The sequence below is a fragment of the Bradyrhizobium sp. Ghvi genome, from assembly GCF_900115265.1.
Taxonomy (GTDB): Bacteria; Pseudomonadota; Alphaproteobacteria; order Rhizobiales; family Xanthobacteraceae; genus Bradyrhizobium.
Window position 1 is genome coordinate 1,175,606 of the sequence record NZ_FOVU01000001.1, and the last position, 17,077, is coordinate 1,192,682.

At 63.4% G+C, this 17,077-nt stretch carries 21 protein-coding genes; 9 read left to right on the forward strand and 12 right to left on the reverse strand.

Going from position 1 to position 17,077, the window contains the following annotated elements; genetic code table 11:
• Nucleotides 1-6: 6 nt before the first annotated feature.
• From BM374_RS05520 to BM374_RS05560, 9 genes are all read right to left on the reverse strand, one after another.
• Nucleotides 7-1,221 carry an aminotransferase class I/II-fold pyridoxal phosphate-dependent enzyme gene (locus BM374_RS05520; RefSeq protein WP_092289687.1) on the reverse strand — a complete coding sequence of 405 codons (1,215 nt, stop codon included), beginning with the start codon at nt 1,219-1,221 and terminating at the stop codon, nt 7-9.
• Nucleotides 1,222-1,498: 277 nt separating this feature from the next.
• Nucleotides 1,499-1,903: a GFA family protein gene (locus BM374_RS05525; protein WP_092290258.1), complete on the reverse strand. Its 405-nt coding sequence runs from the start codon at nt 1,901-1,903 to the stop codon at nt 1,499-1,501.
• Between the two features lie 206 nt (nt 1,904-2,109).
• Entirely contained in the window at nt 2,110-3,558 is a 1,449-nt protein-coding gene (locus tag BM374_RS05530) for an ammonium transporter (RefSeq protein ID WP_092289689.1), read from the reverse strand.
• Nucleotides 3,559-3,596: 38 nt separating this feature from the next.
• The gene (locus tag BM374_RS05535; RefSeq protein WP_164938363.1) at nt 3,597-3,935 is read right to left on the reverse strand and encodes a P-II family nitrogen regulator; all 339 of its coding nucleotides are present in this window, start codon (nt 3,933-3,935) and stop codon (nt 3,597-3,599) included.
• 406 nt (nt 3,936-4,341) lie between these two features.
• Nucleotides 4,342-4,944, reverse strand: coding sequence for an ATP-dependent Clp protease proteolytic subunit (locus tag BM374_RS05540; protein ID WP_092289693.1), 603 nt, complete (start codon nt 4,942-4,944; stop codon nt 4,342-4,344).
• A gap of 41 nt (nt 4,945-4,985) precedes the next feature.
• Nucleotides 4,986-5,342: an SRPBCC family protein gene (locus BM374_RS05545; protein ID WP_092289695.1), complete on the reverse strand. Its 357-nt coding sequence runs from the start codon at nt 5,340-5,342 to the stop codon at nt 4,986-4,988.
• Entirely contained in the window at nt 5,339-5,653 is a 315-nt protein-coding gene (locus BM374_RS05550) for an ArsR/SmtB family transcription factor (RefSeq protein WP_092289697.1), read from the reverse strand. Before BM374_RS05550 ends, BM374_RS05545 begins: the two co-directional genes overlap by 4 nt.
• Nucleotides 5,654-5,720: 67 nt before the next feature.
• Complete coding sequence (locus BM374_RS05555; protein ID WP_092289699.1) at nt 5,721-7,034, reverse strand: ammonium transporter; 1,314 nt, start codon at nt 7,032-7,034, stop codon at nt 5,721-5,723.
• Between the two features lie 132 nt (nt 7,035-7,166).
• Nucleotides 7,167-7,505 carry a P-II family nitrogen regulator gene (locus tag BM374_RS05560; RefSeq protein ID WP_028176997.1) on the reverse strand — a complete coding sequence of 113 codons (339 nt, stop codon included), beginning with the start codon at nt 7,503-7,505 and terminating at the stop codon, nt 7,167-7,169.
• A 245-nt stretch (nt 7,506-7,750) separates the two neighbouring features.
• Here BM374_RS05560 and BM374_RS05565 point away from each other — a divergent pair, with 245 nt between their 5' ends.
• Nucleotides 7,751-8,641, forward strand: coding sequence for a GYF domain-containing protein (locus tag BM374_RS05565; protein WP_092289701.1), 891 nt, complete (start codon nt 7,751-7,753; stop codon nt 8,639-8,641).
• Between the two features lies 1 nt (nt 8,642).
• Here BM374_RS05565 and tesB read toward each other — a convergent pair whose 3' ends face one another.
• Nucleotides 8,643-9,506 (reverse strand): acyl-CoA thioesterase II, encoded by an 864-nt coding sequence (tesB, locus tag BM374_RS05570; protein WP_092289703.1) that lies wholly within the window; start codon nt 9,504-9,506, stop codon nt 8,643-8,645.
• Nucleotides 9,507-9,708: 202 nt separating this feature from the next.
• Here tesB and BM374_RS05575 point away from each other — a divergent pair, with 202 nt between their 5' ends.
• On the forward strand, nt 9,709-10,929 hold the full coding sequence (locus BM374_RS05575; RefSeq protein WP_092289705.1) for a ubiquinone biosynthesis hydroxylase: 1,221 nt from the start codon (nt 9,709-9,711) through the stop codon (nt 10,927-10,929).
• Nucleotides 10,930-10,996: 67 nt separating this feature from the next.
• On the opposite strand, the gene BM374_RS05580 is transcribed toward BM374_RS05575, so the two are convergent.
• Nucleotides 10,997-11,194, reverse strand: coding sequence for a Trm112 family protein (locus BM374_RS05580; RefSeq protein ID WP_092289707.1), 198 nt, complete (start codon nt 11,192-11,194; stop codon nt 10,997-10,999).
• Between the two features lie 58 nt (nt 11,195-11,252).
• A complete protein-coding gene (locus tag BM374_RS05585) occupies nt 11,253-11,783 on the reverse strand; it encodes a TetR/AcrR family transcriptional regulator (RefSeq protein WP_092289710.1) in 531 nt (176 codons plus the stop codon).
• A gap of 89 nt (nt 11,784-11,872) precedes the next feature.
• Between BM374_RS05585 and BM374_RS05590 the strand changes: the two genes are divergently transcribed.
• The 7 genes from BM374_RS05590 to BM374_RS05620 all read left to right on the forward strand — a co-directional run bounded on the left by BM374_RS05590 (nt 11,873) and on the right by BM374_RS05620 (nt 16,976).
• On the forward strand, nt 11,873-12,223 hold the full coding sequence (locus BM374_RS05590) for a hypothetical protein (protein WP_092290260.1): 351 nt from the start codon (nt 11,873-11,875) through the stop codon (nt 12,221-12,223).
• A 205-nt stretch (nt 12,224-12,428) separates the two neighbouring features.
• A complete protein-coding gene (locus BM374_RS05595; RefSeq protein WP_177248106.1) occupies nt 12,429-12,707 on the forward strand; it encodes a PepSY domain-containing protein in 279 nt (92 codons plus the stop codon).
• Between the two features lie 22 nt (nt 12,708-12,729).
• Nucleotides 12,730-13,311 carry a cytochrome b/b6 domain-containing protein gene (locus tag BM374_RS05600; protein ID WP_177248107.1) on the forward strand — a complete coding sequence of 194 codons (582 nt, stop codon included), beginning with the start codon at nt 12,730-12,732 and terminating at the stop codon, nt 13,309-13,311.
• A 362-nt stretch (nt 13,312-13,673) separates the two neighbouring features.
• Nucleotides 13,674-15,149: a putative porin gene (locus tag BM374_RS05605; protein ID WP_244552528.1), complete on the forward strand. Its 1,476-nt coding sequence runs from the start codon at nt 13,674-13,676 to the stop codon at nt 15,147-15,149.
• Between the two features lie 55 nt (nt 15,150-15,204).
• Nucleotides 15,205-15,675 (forward strand): FMN-binding protein, encoded by a 471-nt coding sequence (locus tag BM374_RS05610; RefSeq protein WP_092290266.1) that lies wholly within the window; start codon nt 15,205-15,207, stop codon nt 15,673-15,675.
• Nucleotides 15,656-16,567 carry an FAD:protein FMN transferase gene (locus tag BM374_RS05615; protein WP_092289714.1) on the forward strand — a complete coding sequence of 304 codons (912 nt, stop codon included), beginning with the start codon at nt 15,656-15,658 and terminating at the stop codon, nt 16,565-16,567. Before BM374_RS05610 ends, BM374_RS05615 begins: the two co-directional genes overlap by 20 nt.
• Nucleotides 16,568-16,634: 67 nt before the next feature.
• Nucleotides 16,635-16,976: a hypothetical protein gene (locus BM374_RS05620; protein ID WP_143270150.1), complete on the forward strand. Its 342-nt coding sequence runs from the start codon at nt 16,635-16,637 to the stop codon at nt 16,974-16,976.
• Nucleotides 16,977-17,077: the final 101 nt, after the last annotated feature.

The window sequence follows — 17,077 nt, forward strand, 5'->3', positions numbered from 1 at the left end:
GCCCGCCTAACCCAGAGTTTCGACCAGCCGGTGCAGCGCTTGCGCCGTGGTCTCACTATCCTGCACCAGCGCCAACCTGATGTAGCCGGCCCCGGGGTTGAAGCCGTCGGGCTGTTGCCGCGCCAAAAAGCTGCCGGGCACCACGCGCACGCCTGCTTCCTTGAAGAGTTTCAGCGTCACCGACACGTCGTCGCCGATCTCGGACGTATTGAGCCAGACGCAGAAGCCGGCATCGGGCCGGCGATAGCCGTAACGATTGCCGATGATCTGGTCGGCGAGATCGAACTTGATCCGGTAGAGCCGCCTGTTCTCCTCGACATGCGCCTCGTCGCCATAGGCAACGGTCGCGACATGCTGGAGCGGCACCGGCACCTGGGGTGCTGCGATGTTGCGCAGCTCCAGGAACATGCCGATGAACTTCTTGTCGCCGGCGGCGAAGCCGACGCGCAGGCCCGGCAGGTTGGAGCGCTTCGACAGCGACTGGAATGCAGCGACGCGGGTGAAATCGGGGCCGGCACATTCGAGCGCGCTGCCCGGCGCCTCGCGGGTGTAGATCTCCGAATAGCACTCGTCGCTGAGGATCATGAAGCCATGACGATCGGCGAGCTGCTTCAACCGCGTGAAATAATCGCGCGAAGCGACCGAGCCCTGCGGATTGGCGGGCGAGGCCAGATAGAACGCGACAGTGCGCGCCAGCGTCGCCTCGTCGATGGCATCGAGATCGGGCAGGAAGCCGTTTTCAACCGTGGTCGGCAGATGGACCGGCTCGCAGGCCGCTGCGAGAGCGCCGGCGCCATAGACCGGATAGAACGGGTTCGGCATCAGAATGGCGGGCTTGCCGGGCCGCGGGCCGACATAGCGCGCCGCCGCCATCGCGGCGAGGAACAGCCCTTCGCGGCTGCCATTGAGGACCAGAATCTCGGTCTTGGGATCGAGCGCGCGCGGCAGCTTGAAACGCGACGATAGCCATGCGCTCGCTGCGTCTCGGAACGGCTCGGTGCCCTGATTCATCGGGTAACGGCCGAAATCGGCGATGTGCTTGGCCAGCACAGGGCCGACGAAGTCAGGCACCGGATGCTGGGGCTCGCCGACTGCAAGCGAAATCAAGGGCTTACCGGGTTGATGTGGCGCCAGCAGCTCGTTCAGCCGGACGAAGGGCGAGCGTTCGTTATTGGAGCTTCCACTGGCCTGCGGCGCACGGGATGAAGCGGTCATGACCATTCTGGGCGCCAGTACTCTCGGAACGGCCGGACGCGCGCAGGCGCCGGCGGGAAGGCGGTTCAGTTCACCATAGATAGGGCGAGGTTAAGACGCGATTAACCATCGGCCGGCCGGCCCGTCCAGAGCGGGAATAATGAGCCCGGATAACAACGGGATGGCGGGACGGTCCTAACCTTTGCGGGAGAGGTCGCGTCTTACGGCTGTCCCACCGCGGAAACACCCTCTCCCCAGCCCTCCCCCGCATGCATGCGGGGGAGGGAGCGCACCGTCATCGCGTCTAACGCCTCGGCAGCTTCTCGAATGTCTTGATGCCCGCGGGGATCGTGTGGAATTCCTGCATGTCGCAGGTGTAGATCGCCATCTGCGGCTGGAACTGTTCCGGCTCGTCCAAGGTGCCGACCTTCACCACGGCGGCCGGCAGTCCCGGAACCTTGGTCACCAGATGGGTGCCGCATTCAGCGCAAAATTCGCGCGTGACGGCGCGTTCGAGGTCCTTGCGGGTGAACTGCTTGGGCTGTCCGGTGATGTAGGTGAAGCCGGCCGCCGGCATCGCGATGAAGGTATTGGGCGCGCCGCCCGAGATGTACTGGCACTCGCGGCAGTGGCATTGCGCCTGCATCATCGGATCGCCCTCGGCGACATAGCGCACCTCACCGCAATAGCATCCGCCTTCCAAACGCATGACGACCTCCCGTTTGTTGTTCTTGAGGCCGATATTTCTGCGCCGGCGGTGCGGAATGGCAATCCCTTTTCTTGTGGCACCAAGCCCAAAAAAAAGGGGCTCCAACTTGCGCTGGAGCCCCTCAACGGTCGGGGCATTGCCGGGTATGTGCCCAAACCGTAGGAGTGGACGCGATCCTCGAAGAAGATCGCGCCCGGGAGGAGTGCTTACATGTTGTAGGCGCGCTCGGTGTGGTCGGTGATGTCGAGGCCTTCACGCTCGCTCTCGACATTGGCGCGCAGGCCAACGATCACGTCGACGACCTTGTAGAGGATCGCCGAACCGACGCCCGACCACACCAGCGTGGTGCAGACGGCTTCGATCTGGGAGATCATCTGCGCGGCGAAGTCGTAATCGGCAACCTTGGGCGGGATCGCGGTGTAGTCGATGATGCCAGCACCACCGAGAGCCGGATTGACCAGGATGCCGGTGCCGAGGGCGCCGACGATGCCGCCGATGCAGTGCACGCCGAACACGTCGAGCGAGTCGTCGTAGCCGAGCGCGTTCTTCACGACGGTGCAGAAGAACAGGCAGACCACACCGACCACGAGGCCGAGGACGATCGCACCCATCACGCCGGAGAAGCCGGCGGCAGGCGTGACGGCCACGAGGCCCGCGACGGCGCCGGAGATGACGCCGAGCACCGACGGATGCCCCTTCACGATCCACTCCGCGAACATCCACGACAGCGCGGCGGCCGCGGTGGCGACGAAGGAGTTGGTCATGGCGAGCGCAGCGCCGCCGTTGGCCTCCAGGTTGGAGCCGGCGTTGAAGCCGAACCAGCCGACCCAGAGCAGCGAGGCGCCGATCATCGACATGGTCAGCGAGTGCGGAGCCATCAGCTCCTTGCCGTAGCCGACGCGCTTGCCGATCAGCAGAGCGCCGACGAGACCTGCAATGCCGGCGTTGATGTGCACCACGGTGCCGCCGGCGAAGTCGATCGCGCCCTTCTTGAAGATCCAGCCGGCGTCGGCGTTGATCTCGTCGAGCTTGGCCTGAGCCGCGGTCTTCGCCGCCGCGTCAGTCGCAGCCGCCAGAGCCTTGGCCGCGTCCTGGATCGCGTCCGGGCCGGGCCAGTACCAGACCATGTGCGCGATCGGGAAGTAGATCAGCGTCACCCAGAGCGGGATGAACAGGGCGATCGCCGAGAACTTCATGCGCTCGGCGAAGGCGCCAACGATGAGGGCGGGCGTGATCGCCGCGAAGGTCATCTGGAAGCACACATAGACGAGCTCCGAGATGTTGGCGTCGACCGAGAAGGTTGCGGCCTTCGAGTCGGTGGTGACGCCCATCATGAAGGCCTTGGAGAAGCCGCCGATGAAGTCGGAGCCACCGGTGAAGGCGAGGCTGTAGCCGTACACGGCCCAGATCACGGTGACGACGCAGACGGTGTAGAACACCTGCATCAGCACCGAGAGCATGTTCTTGGAACGAACGAGGCCGCCGTAGAACAGCGCAAGACCCGGGATCGTCATCAACAGCACGAGCACTGTCGATGTCAGCATCCAGGCGTTATCCCCCTTGTTGACCGTTGGCTCGGCATAGGCTGCGGTCGCAGCGAACAGGCCGACTGCGAGAGCCGCCAATCCCGCGCCATAGGGACGCTTAAACGTCATTTCATTTACTCCTGATTGAATTTTGGTTGAGCGCGAAATCAAAGGGCCGCGGCGTCGGCCTCACCGGTGCGGATACGGACCGCGTGGTCGAGGTTGATGACGAATATCTTGCCGTCGCCGATCTGCCCGGTTTTCGCGGCCGAGGTGATGGCGTCGATGGTCTTGTCGACCTGCTCGGAGGCGATCGCGACTTCGATCTTGATCTTGGGCAGGAAGCTCACGGCATATTCGGCGCCGCGGTAGATTTCCGTATGGCCTTTCTGCCGGCCATATCCCTTGACTTCCGTCACCGTGAGACCGTGAACGCCAATGGCGGTCAGGGCGTCACGGACTTCTTCCAGCTTGAATGGCTTGATAATCGCCATAACAATTTTCATGGGTCCTATCCCCGCTTGGGCCCGGTCCGGACGTGGCCGGGCGTTTCTCGACTGGTTCGCCACGAGGGAGAAAGTTTCACTACGCGGGCACAGCCGGGCCCTCTAGAATCAAATGCCGTGCCAGATCGGGCGGCTTGCCTAATGGACTATGAAAACGGAGGTTTTCGCCTTTGACGGGTATTCTGCTGCGGTGCGCTATTACGTCGCGCTCAATACGTGGTCAGCCCTGATTAAAATCAGGGCAGCAACAGGCTGCCGACACAATGTTGCTCACGCGTCGGGCAGCTGCATGGTATTTTATTACTCTCAGACAAACGAGAACTATCGAGCTGCCGCGCCTGCTGCTCACGGCGCGCGAGGCGACCGGCACCCCTGCCGGAAGCGACCGAGGGCCGCTATGGCACCGTCAGGCGGCCTCGCGCTCCGCAAAGACCTTGTCGATCAACCCCCATTCGACCCCCTGCTGCGCCGTCATGAAGTGGTCGCGGTCGAGGGTCCGTTCCACCTCCTCTTCGGTCCGCCCGCAATGCTGCGCGTAGAGCCTCGTGATGCGCCGCTTGGTTTCCTGCATCTCGTTGGCATGGATCAGGATGTCAGAGGCCTGCCCCTGGAAGCCGCCGAGCGGCTGATGCACATGAAGGCTCGCATTGGGCAAAGCGGCACGCTGACCGGGCTCGCCGGCCATCAGCAGGAATGAGCCCATCGAGCGCGCGGTGCCCATGCACAACGTATGAACCGGCGCCTTGATGAATTGCATGGTGTCGTACATCGCGAGACCGGAGGTGACCACGCCGCCATAGGAATTGATGTAGAGATTGATCGGCCGGTTCGGATTCTCCGCCTCCAGGAACAGGAGCTGCGCGCAGACGAGACCCGACATTGCATCATTGACCTCGCCATTGAGGAAGATGATGCGCTCGCGCAGCAGCCGCGAGTAGATGTCGAAGGATCGCTCGCCGCGCGCGGATTGTTCGACGACCATAGGGACGAGCTGAAGCATGTCGCGCATCGGCGACCTCCATGTCTGCTGGCGATGAAGTCTGTTTTCCGTTAGGCGGCTGCGCGCATCAGGCAGCAATTCGTGTTGGCCGGCTGCGGTCGGTTTACGCTGATCTCGCAGGCTTGCTGAATGATTCGAAAGCGCGTGCCGCCTGACACGTTGGGCTCGATCCGGAAGATGACGTGGCTCTCGCGAAACGGCGGCTCGGAATCGCGAAGCCGGTAGCGCACCTCTTCGCCGGGGATCGATGCTTCCGGCTCGGCACCCGCAAGGTCGCAATCCGGCAGCCAGCGCTCGCGCAATTCCGGAATGGTCACGGCGCGCCAGACTTTAGCCGGCGGTGCATCGAACTCAAATTCGAGCACCAGCTTTGCGTCAGGACGATCAGGCTTCACGGCGTCGCTCATTGATCCATGTCCTTCAAGAGGTCGGCGAGTGCTTCCATGCGCTTCGGCCAATAGGCGCGGTAGCGCGCGAGCCATGTCCCGATGGCGGCGATTCCGTCCGGATCGACTGCGTAATTCACAAAGCGGCCCTGCCGCTGCTCGCGCACGAGACCTGCCGCGCGCAGCACGGAAAGATGCTGCGACATCGCCGGCTGGCTGATCTCCAATCCGTCGCGCAGAGCGCTGGCATTCTGGCTTCCGCCCGCGAGCCTCTCAAAGACCTTGCGGCGCGTCGGGTCTGCCAGCGCTTTGAAGATGTCGGCTTCGATCATGGCAACACATAAGCACGTACTTATGTGTTGCGCAAGTCCTTACTGACAAGTCCTTACTGACAAGTCCTTACTGAAGCGCCTCGCCGTGCTGCGAGATATCGAGCCCCTCGAGCTCGTGCTCGCGCGAGACACGCAAGGGGACGAACAGACCGACCAGCTTGAGCAGGACAAAGCTCACGCCCGCCGACCAGACGAAGGTGACGGCGACGCCGTAAAGCTGGATCAGCAACTGCTGCGGATGGCCCTCGATCAGGCCGGCCGTGCCGCCGATCGCGCTGGTCGCGAACACGCCGGCGAGCAGCGTGCCGGTCAGGCCGCCGATGCCGTGGACGCCGAACACGTCGAGCGAGTCATCGTAGTTGAAACGGTGCTTCAGCCAGGTGCAGGCCCAGTAGCAAATCACGCCTGCGGCGATGCCGATGACGATGCCGTGCCACGGCGCAACAAAGCCCGAGGCCGGCGTGATGGTGCCGAGCCCGGCGACCGCGCCCGAGATCATGCCGAGCACGGACGGCTTGCGCCGCGTCGACCATTCGATCGCACCCCAGGTCAGCGCGCCGGAGCAGGCTGCCAGATGCGTTGCGATGATCGCCATCACCGCGCGCGAATTGGCAGCACCGGCCGATCCGCCGTTGAAGCCGAACCAGCCGACCCACAACAGGCCGGTGCCCATCACCGCAAGCGAGAGATCGAACGGCGAGAGATTCTCGGTGCCATAGCCGTGACGCCGCCCCATCACCTTCGCGGCGACAAGGCCGCCAGTGCCCGCCGACAGATGCACGACGAGGCCGCCGGCGAAATCCAGCACGCCCATGCTGTTGAGGAAGCCGCCGCCCCAAACCCAATGCGCCAGCGGAATGTAGACGAAGATGAACCAGGCGACCGAGAACAGGAGATAGGCGGAGAACCGCATCCGGTCGGCCACCGAGCCCGCGACCAGCGCCACCGTGATGATCGCGAAGGTCATCTGGTACAGCATGAACAGCGCTTCCGGAATCGTCTTCGCCGCCGGGTTGACGCTGTCCATGGTCATGCCGGCGAGGAACCAGCGGTCGAGCGTGCCGAGCCACGGGCCGTCGCCGACAAAGCAAAGCGAATAGCCGAACGCGACCCAGAGGATGGAGATCAGCGTCACTGCGGCGAGGCTCTGCGCCATGGTCGCAAGCACGTTCTTCTTGCGCACCATGCCGGAGTAGAACAGCGCAAGTCCGGGGATCGTCATCATCAGCACCAGCGCGGTGGCGACGATCATCCAGGCGGTGTCGGCAGTGTTGATCTCGGGGCTTGCTGCGTGTGCCGGCGAAGTCAGGATCGAAAAGAAGATCGACAAATATCCGACCGGCGCAGCCGACGCGGCTACGCGGCGCAACAATCCTGCCATGTCATTTCCCCCGGCATCGTGGTGGCTTTGCACGCGATGGCGTCCCGGCCCGGTGCGATCGAAGATGAAGCAAGTCGTTTTCGAGCGAAGTGGATGACCGGTTCGCGGAAGAAAACGCGTCAAACGGAGTTTTCAGAGCGCGTCGCTGTCGGTTTCGCCGGTGCGGATGCGCAGCGCATGGTCGATCGGCGTGACGAAGATCTTGCCGTCGCCGATCTGCCCGGTGCGGGCGGTCGCGGTGATCACGCTCACGGCCTTGTCGGCGACGTCGGAGGCAACCGCGATCTCGATCCGCAGCTTCGGCAGGAAGTTCACGACATATTCCGCGCCGCGATAGATCTCGGTGTGACCCTTTTGGCGGCCATAGCCCTTCACCTCGGTCACGGTCATGCCGTGGACGCCGATCGCCGTCAGGGCCTGACGGACCTCATCGAGCTTGAAGGGTTTGATGATCGCGACGACGAGTTTCATGGTCAGGCCTATTCCCCGGGATGCGCCGCGCCGCTTGTCCCCGGCGCTGCGTCAATCTGGCATCTTTCCGGGCAAATGGCACAAAAAACTTGCACATTGAAGCGGAAAAACGTTTGGCCGAGGGCGGTCATGTGAATGACCGCCTCTGTACAGGGCATCAGTCCATCCTTCACAATGCATTTTTGGCATGGATGTGGTGAACCCGCGCCGGCCGAGCGGTACATAAGTATTTTGGGGGACGCGTCATGGCGAGTTGGTTCTATGCATCCGAGGGCAAGCAGCAGGGGCCCTATCCGGAGGGTCAGTTCCGCGACCTGATCGCGCAAGGGATCGTGCGCCCCGAGACGCTGGTGTGGACCGAGGGCATGGCCGGCTGGCAGAAGGCCGCCGAAATTCCAGGCCTGATCTCGGGCGGAGGCGCGCCGCCGATCATCCCGGCCGGTGGTCCTCCGATGATGCGCGGCGGTGGCTATGCAGGGAGCGGTAGCGCTGCCGGCGGATCGCTGTCGGTCGATTTCGGCATCCTTGATTTCACCTGGCGCACGCTGGTGATGGTGATCGGCTCCTGCTTCGTCATTCCGGTGCCATGGCTGCTCGTCTGGTACACGGAATGGCTCGTGCCCTGCGTGAAGGTTCCGGGGCGGCCGAACCTCTCCTTCACCGGCAATGCGATGGCGATCGTACCCTGGTTCTTCGGCTTCATCGTGCTGGCGATCGTCGTCGGCTTCATCGGCAGCCAGCTGCTGAGCAATCTCCTGTTCGTCGTCCAGATCGTCCTTTACTGGATGCTGATCAAATGGATGATCGCGAACCTCGCCTCCAACGGGCAGCCGCTGGGCCTCAGCTTCACCGGATCAGTCTGGGCCTATATCGGCTGGAATCTGCTGTTTGCGATCTCGATCATCACGATCATCGGCTGGGCCTGGGTGGCCGCGGCTCAGATGCGCTGGTTCTGTCGCAACATCGAGGGCACGCGCCGTGAAATCTTGTTCAAGGGCAGTGGACTCGACATTCTTTGGCGCGGAATCGTCGCCGCAATCCTGTGCAGCCTCATCATTCCGATTCCGTGGGTCTATCGCTGGATCATGAACTGGTTCGCATCGCAGACCGAACTGGCGCCGCGCGGTTCGATGTAAGTCAGCTCCGCCGCTCGCGCACGGAGCCTTCCTGCGCGACGGAGGCGACCAGCGTACCATCCGGCTTGAAGATCGAGCCGCGGGTCAAGCCGCGGCCGCCGCGCGCGCTCGGTGAATCCTGCGCGTAGAGCAGCCATTCGTCGGCGCGGAACGGGCGATGGAACCACATCGCGTGGTCGAGGCTCGCCGGCATCATGCGCTTGTCGAACAGCGTGCGGCCATAGCGCGCCATGATGGCGTCGAGCAGCGAGAAGTCCGACGCATAGGCCAGCGCGCACATGTGCAGCGCCGGATCGTCGGGCAGCGTGGCCGCCGTCTTGATCCAGACATGGATGCGGCCGTCCTCGATCTTCTGGCCGAAATAACGGCCGAGCTCCACCGGGCGCAACTCGATCGGACGATCGGATTCGTAGTAGCGGCGGATGAACTCCGGCATCTCGCGGAACATCGGTTGCTTCGCCACCTCCTCCGCCGTGAGCTTCTCCGGCGGTGGCACGTCCGGCATCTTGTCCTGGTGGTCGAACGCGCTCTCTTCCTCGGCATGGAACGATACCATGATCGAGAAGATGGCGTTGCCGTGCTGGATCGCGGTGACGCGTCGCGTCGAATAGCTCTTGCCGTCGCGCAGGCGCTCGACCTGGTAGATGATCGGAATTTGTGGATCGCCCGGCAGGATGAAATAGCAATGCAGCGAATGCGGCAGCCGGCCCTCGACGGTGCGGCAGGCCGCCACCATCGCCTGTCCGATCACCTGACCGCCGAACACCCGCTGCCAGCTCGTCTTCGGGCTGTTGCCGCGGAACAAATTCACCTCGAGCTGCTCGAGGTCGAGGATCGAAATCAGGTCGATCAGGCTTTTGGACATGGTGGTGCTTTCGAATGCCTCGTCATTCCGGGGCGCACGAAGTGCGAACCCGGAATCTCGAGCTGATAACCTCTGGATTCCGGCTTCGCGCTCGCGCGCGCCCCGGAATGACGGAGTGAGATCGTTCCGCCCTTGTTTCACCGCACTGTTTCGCCCACCTCAAGTCTGCTAGCAAGACCAAGGATTGATCGGGAAGCTTGGTATGTCGGTACAGGGTCACATTGTCATTGGCGGCGGCGCGTTTGCGGGCCTGGCGCTCGCGCTGGCGCTGCGCCAGGGGCTCGGCCCCGAGATTCCCGTCATCGTCGCCGACCCCGCGCTCGCCACGCGGCCGAGCCGTGATCCCCGCGCGACTGCGATCGTCGCGGCCTGCCGCCGCCTGTTCGAGGCGCTCGGCGCCTGGGATGACGTCAAGGCCGAGGCGCAGCCGATCCTGGATATGGTCGTCACCGATTCCAGGCTGGAGGACGCGACGCGTCCGGTGTTCCTGAATTTCGCCGGCGATGTCGCGCCCGGCGAGCCCTTCGCGCATATGGTCGAGAACCGCCGTCTGATCGATGCGCTACTTGTTCGCGCCGAGGCTGAAGGCATCGATCTGCGCGCGACGACAGTTGCGGCCTACGAGGCCAGCGCCGAGGGCATCGACGTGACGCTCGGCGACGGCAGCAAGATTGCAGCGAGCCTGCTGGTTGCGGCCGATGGCGCCAAGTCGAAACTGCGCGAGCGCGCCGGCATTGCCACCCATGGCTGGGACTACGATCAATCCGGCATTGTCGTCACGGTCGGCCATGAGCGCGATCACGAGGGTCGCGCCGAAGAGCATTTTCTGCCCGCAGGTCCGTTCGCGATCCTGCCGCTCACGGGAAAGCGCTCCTCGCTGGTGTGGACCGAGCGTCGCACCGAAGCCGCGCGCATCATCGCGCTCAGCGACGAGGAATTCCACGGCGAGCTCGAGCAGCGCTTCGGCCTGCATCTCGGCGAGCTCAGGGCGCTGGACAAGCCGCGTGCGTTCCCGCTGTCCTATTTCGTCGCGCGTTCCTTCGTCGCCGAGCGCCTCGCGCTGGTCGGCGATTCCGCGCACGTCATTCACCCGATCGCGGGACAGGGCCTCAACATGGGACTGAAGGACGTCGCGGCGCTGGCCGAAGTCGTGGTCGATGCCGCGCGGCTCGGCATGGATCTCGGCGGCGCAGATGTGCTCGAGCGCTACCAGCGCTGGCGCCGCTTCGACACCATGGCGATGGGCGTTGCCACCAACTCCTTGAACTTCCTGTTCTCGAACCAGTCGACGCTGCTGCGCTCGTTGCGCGACATCGGTCTCGGCATCGTCGATCGCACCCCGCCGTTGAAAAACCTCTTCATCCGCCAGGCCGCCGGCCTGACCGGCGAGATCCCGCGGCTGTTGAAGGGCGAGACGTTGTAAGGGCGAATGGCGAGTAGCGAATTGCGAGTAGCTCCATTCGCTACTCGCCACTCCCCATTCCCGGATCTCAATCGATCTTCCTTGCCTCCTCCGGCAGCATGATCGGAATGCCGTCACGGATCGGATAGGCGAGCTTGGCGCTGCGCGAGATCAGCTCCTGCCTGGCGGAATCGAATTCCAGCGGGCCCTTGGTCAGCGGGCAGACCAGGATCTCCAGCAGCTTTGGATCGACGCTGTTTTCGGCACGTTCGGTAGGCGCGTTCATGGGGGTCTCCGGCGATCGGCTGGCTGTAGCATAGAATAGGTCGTCAGCCCACCGCGGCTTATGCGAAGACCATCTTCTGGATCTCGTCCAGCAGACCCTGGAGGCGCGCGGGCGGCACCGGCGTGCCTGACAGGGCGAAGCCAAGAAACGTCCAATAGAGGATCTGCGCGCGCGCCTGGGCGGTGGCCGCTGACAAGCCGCGCAGCTGCAGCAGCGTCTCGATATAATCGAGCCTGCGGCGATCGATGGCGCGGACGGCCGTCTGCGCCGCCGGATCGAACGCCGCCCAGTTGCGCACCGCGCGCTCCAGGTCGAGCCGGGCGCCAAAGGTCCTGCGCAACAACGCGTTCAGCGGCTCGTCGCCACCGGCTTCGACGGCGGCGATGATCTCCTCAGCCGCGATCTCGCGCCAGCGCTTCAGCATGGCCGCGTGGAATGCGCCGAGATCGGCAAAATGCCAGTAAAAGCTGCCCCGCGAGACCCCCATTGCCTTTGCCAATGGATCGGCCTTCAACGCGGTGAAGCCGCTCCTGGTGAGCGCCTTGAGCCCCTGTTTGATCCAGTCGTCGGCTGAGAGCTGCTCGGTCATGTCCGATTCCGAATTCGACCATACAATAGTGTATTGACAGGCCAGTGGCCAGCGCCTATCTCACCATACATAGATGTATGGAGGCCTCGATGCGTGATCTCTTGCTCCAGTGCGCCGGCGTCGGGGCCATCGTCGTGGCGCTCATCCACGGCGTCCTCGGCGAGACCAAGGTCTTTCCCCGCGCCCGGATCGAGCCGGAGCGGCTCCGCACCCTGATCCGCCTGGTCTGGCAGGCCTCGACCATCGCCTGGATCGGCTGCGGCGTGCTGCTGATAGCTGTGCCCTGGATGGATTCAGGTGCGGCGCGCCGCTGGATCGTGATCACAATGATCGGTGTGTTCGGCTTCTCGGCCTGCGCCAACGCTTGGGCGACGCGCGGCCGGCATTTTGGCTGGATGGCGCTCAGCGCCGTCGTCGCCATGGCGGTGGCCGGCTACTGAGTGCGAACGGATTGCGTCCCGTCGAACCCGTGAGGCTTAAGGCCGCACTGAACTGCCGAACATGCGTTGCGCACGGAGCGCGCTGATGTTTTCGCCATGGTTAGAATTTCTCTAACGCCGCGCTCATTCGAACGCGATTGACTTCATCCTCTCCTTGGCTTCCTACGACCCGCGCTTCGCGCAGACGAAAGAGAAGGAGATATCAGTGAGAGTCATTCGTGTTCTTGCCATCGCACTGACGGCCGGGATCGGCATGGGATCGGCCGCGATGGCCGACGGCTTCAAGGATTGCACCAAGCTCGACAAGGCATCGTGGAAGCCGGCGAGCGAGGCCGAAGCCAAGGCCAAGGCGCTGGGTTACGAAGTGCGTCGCTCCAAGATCGAAGGCTCGTGCTATGAGGTCTATGGCGTCAAGGAGGGCAAGCTCTACGAGCTGTTCTACAGCCCGGAAGATCTCAGCCTGAAGCACACGATCGCCAAGTGAAGCAGCTGAGGATGGTCGCGGCTTGATCGACAAAGCGGTGCCAGACGCGCGCGGGGTGTCCGAACGGACCCCCGCGGATCGAACGGTCGCGGTCTGGGACCTTCCGCTGCGGCTCTGGCACTGGGCCCTCGCGGTGAGTGTCCTGACCGCGTGGTTCACGCCCACCGTCCACGACAATCTTCACCGCATCGTCGGCTATACAGTGATCGGCCTTCTCGTCTTCCGCCTGCTCTGGGGTTTCTGCGGCGGCCGCTATTCGCGCTTTCGCGTGATCGGTGTCAGGCTTCGCGCTGCGCCCTCCTATCTCCTCAATCTGCGCCGCGGCATCACCGGCCGCTATATCGGGCTCAATCCCGCCGGAACGTTGATGCTGGTGGCATTGCTGCTGTCACTTGGCATCTCGGCGATCACGGGCGCGCTGTCGGTGACTGTCCCCTTCTTCGGCGTCTGGTGGATCGAGGACACTCACGCCATTGCATCGGACGTCGCCATCGTCCTCGTCGTGCTGCATGTCGTGGGCGTGGTGCTGATGAGCATGCTCCAGCGCGAGAACCTGATCCGCGCCATGATCACCGGCCGCAAGCGCATCCGCCATTGCTCCTGAGCGCGCGCCCACTGAATTCCGCAGGGATTCCAGTCGGATCATTTGCTTGCGTCGGGCGTGCAAGCGCCATCCTTTTCATTATTCTAATTCTAATGTGGAGCTATTCTAGCTTCGCTTCCCCTCGTTCTGCTTTCCAAGGCGGGAATTTGCAGGTTTTTCCTGCGGTCGAATGCCGCAAGGCTTTGGGGGGAGTGCATGTCAATTCGCGTCTTCACGGATCAAGTTGCGCCAGCTTTTGGATCTCGCCGATACCGGGGCCGATCAGCCTTGCTCGCGGCGACCGCCATTTTCTTCTGAGTTCTGGCGCAGCTTACGCCGGCGAAGGCGGGGCCGACGATGCCCTGCTCAAGAAGCTGGAGAAGATGGAGCGGCGCATCCAGCAGCTCGAAACTGAACTGAAGCAAAAGCAGGATCGCCCGGCGGCCGATGCCGACGCAAAGCGGACGGCGAAAACGGCAGCGCTGACGAACGCCAATGCGGCGGCGCCATCTGTCGACGCAAAGGATGCGACAGCCAAGCCCGCGGATCAAAAAACCGACCCCCAATCGTCGGAGAAGTCGACCAAGCCGAAGTCGAAAGATTTCATGGCCCTGCCGCCGTTGCCGGCGGCGTCGGACAAACCGATCCTCGGGCTTTCGGATTCTCCGGTCCCAGGTCTCAGCATCGGGGCCTATGGCGAGATCAAGTTCGGCACCATGCAAAATTCCGCCGCGGCCGGCCAGTGGCAGAAGGGTTTTGACGCGGCGAGATTCGTTCTGCTGCCGACCTATGCGATCACCCCGAACATCATCTTCAACGCCGAAATCGAGTTCGAGCATGCCGGCGCCGGCTTCGACAACGACGACAAGCTGCACGGCACCGCCGAGATCGAGCAGGTGTGGATCGATTTCAAGATCATCGACCAGTTCAACTGGCGGTCTCCGGGTGTCGATCTCGTGCCGTTCGGCTACATCAATCAGCATCACGAGCCCACGCAATTCTACAGCGTGAACCGTCCCGAGCTCTACAACAGCATCATTCCGTCGACCTGGAAGGTGCCATCCACCAGCGTCTATGGGACGATCACCGAGGACCTCAAATACCAGGTCATGGTCAGCACCAGCAACGAGGATTTCGGCGATTCATTCGACAACCGTACCGATGCGAAGACGGTCCCGCTTCCCGGCACGGGGTATACTGCTGGGATTGACGGCGTGAACGCGCTCGGATTTTCCAGGCCCCCGCTCGGCGATTTCCAGCAGCTCAACAACGCCATGGCGGTGTCGGGCCGGCTCGACTTCACGCCGACATTCTGGGCCGGTTTCGCCGGAAGCGTCAGCGCCTATTACTCGCCCAACACGACGCCGCGCGGCGCGCATGACGATTTCGGCAACTTCCTCGGCAGGTCGAGCCTTGCGATGTTCGACGCCGAATTCCGCTACAGGGTGCCCGACACGGGCCTCGAGCTCCGCGGCGAATATGTCCGCGCCGAATTCGGGCACCCGGAAAACCTGCGCGCCAACAACGACACGGATCCAACCAACAATGTCGGCAAGTCGATGTACGGCTATTCCGGCGAGATCGCCTATCATGTGCCGCTCGGCACGGTCCTCGGCAGCGAGTGGGAGGCCGTGCCGTTCTACCGCTACACCTCCATGAACCTGCAGACGGCGGGCTTCGCCGGCACCGATGCCAATCTGCCGACCGGCCAGGGCCAGCGGCAGTATCACACGGCCGGCTTTGCGGTGTTTCCATCGCCCAAGGTCGTGCTGAAGGCGAGCTATCAGCACGTGATCGACAAGAGCGCCACCGGCGCGCTTTCGGATTCGTTCCTCGGCGGCGTCGGGTTCTTCTTCTGATGGCGATGAGGGCAATGTTGCAGGACCTGATGACAGGACGACCAGCGAGGTGACGATGAGTTGGGTTCGATACACCGTGCCGGCAGCGGCAGTTTTGTCTGCCGCCTCTCCCGCTTATGCCGTCCGGTATCTGTCGATCGAGGAGGCGCAGAAGGAAGCATTTCCGTCCGCGACACAATTTTCCGAAGTTCAGGCGGGCCGCGTCTGGAAAGCCGAAGCCGGCGGCAAAGTGGTCGGCTTCTTCGTGTTCGACCGGGTGGTCGGCAAGCATCTTTTCATCGACTACGCGGTGGCGCTGACGCCAGCCGGTGCGGTCCACAAGGTCGAGATCCTGGAATACAGGGAATCCTACGGCGGTGACGTCAGGAGCCCGAGCTGGCTTGCACAGTTCGTCGGCAAGACCAGCGGCAGTGCGCTCAAGATCAATGGCGACATCAGGAATATCGCTGGTGCGACGCTGTCGTCGACCCACATCACCGAAGGCGTGAAACGCATCTTGGCGGCCTATGGCAATCGCCTCCGATAGCATCCGTCGCGCCAGGCCGCTGCTCGGCACCTTCGTGGAGATCGAGCTTGCGGGCGCCCGCCGATCCGAGCTGGACTGCGCCCTCGAGGCTGCATTCGGTGCCGTTGCGCAGGTGCATCGGCTCATGAGCTTTCACGAGGTGGATAGCGACGTCAGCCGGCTCAACCGCGAAGCCGGTCTTCGCCCTGTGAGCGTTCATGCCTGGACGTACGAGGTGCTCGCCACAGCCGTCGCGTTGCATCGCCGCTCCAGCGGGGTGTTCGATGTCACGATCGCGCCGGCGCTGCAGGCGCTGGGCCTGTTGCCTCCTCTCAAGGATAGACCGGTGCAGGCGCCGCTTGCGGGCTTCGCCGACGCGATCGAGCTGCGTCCCGACCATCAGGTCCGCTTTCAGTCGAGCGATGTGATGATTGACCTTGGCGGCATCGCGAAGGGTTATGCGGTCGACCGCGCGGTGGCCGTGCTGCGCGATTTCGGCATTGCCGGCGGCATGGTGAACGCGGGTGGCGACCTCCGCGCTTTCGGTGTGGAATTGCGCACAGTTCACGTCCGCGATCCCCGCGACCCCGGCCGCGCGGTCTGCCGCATCGACATCGCCGACGAAGCGCTGGCTTCGACTGCGCGCCGCGTCGAGCTGTTTGACAGCCGTGAGCCCGGTGGTTCGGCGGTGATTGATCCCGCAACCCGGCGGCCGGCAAGCCTCGTCGACGGCGTCACGATTCGCGCACCGTCCTGCGTGATCGCCGATGCCTTGACCAAGATCGTGATGATCTGCGGGACCGACGCGGGCGAGCTGCTCGAATCCTATCACGCCGGCGCCTTGCTGATCTCGGCCGGTGGCGACGTTCAGATCACCTCCGATTGGCATCACCGGGTGCACCTTGCGGCTTAGAACCTCTTATCGCTATCCGCTCTATGCGACGTTCGCGGCTCTGGTTCTGACAGGAGCCGGTTGGCTCGTGAGCGACTGGCAGAAGGACGTTGCCGGCGACGAGATCTGGCAGCAGATCGCCGCGAACCTGCTGATGGTCCATGGCGGCATGGCGATGCTGGCGCTGCTGCTGCTGGGAGCCCTCATTCCCCTCCACGTGCAGCGATCCTGGCGCAGCGGCCAAAATCTCGGGTCCGGATCCGTCATGGCTGCGATCAATGCCGTGCTGATCATGACCGCATTCGGACTCTATTATCTGGGATCGGAAGCGGTGCGGCCCTTTATGAGCTGGATCCATCTGGGCGCCGGATTCGCGCTGGCCATGATGCTCCCGCTTCATGTCTGGCTGGGTCGACGGGCGCGCCGATAGTGCCCGGCTCGAGCTCCTCGGGATGCAAACGCGTCCGTCGCCATCAGTAAATTTGAGGCGGCGTGACAGAGCCACGCGAGCACTTGCCCGCGTAGTTTTAC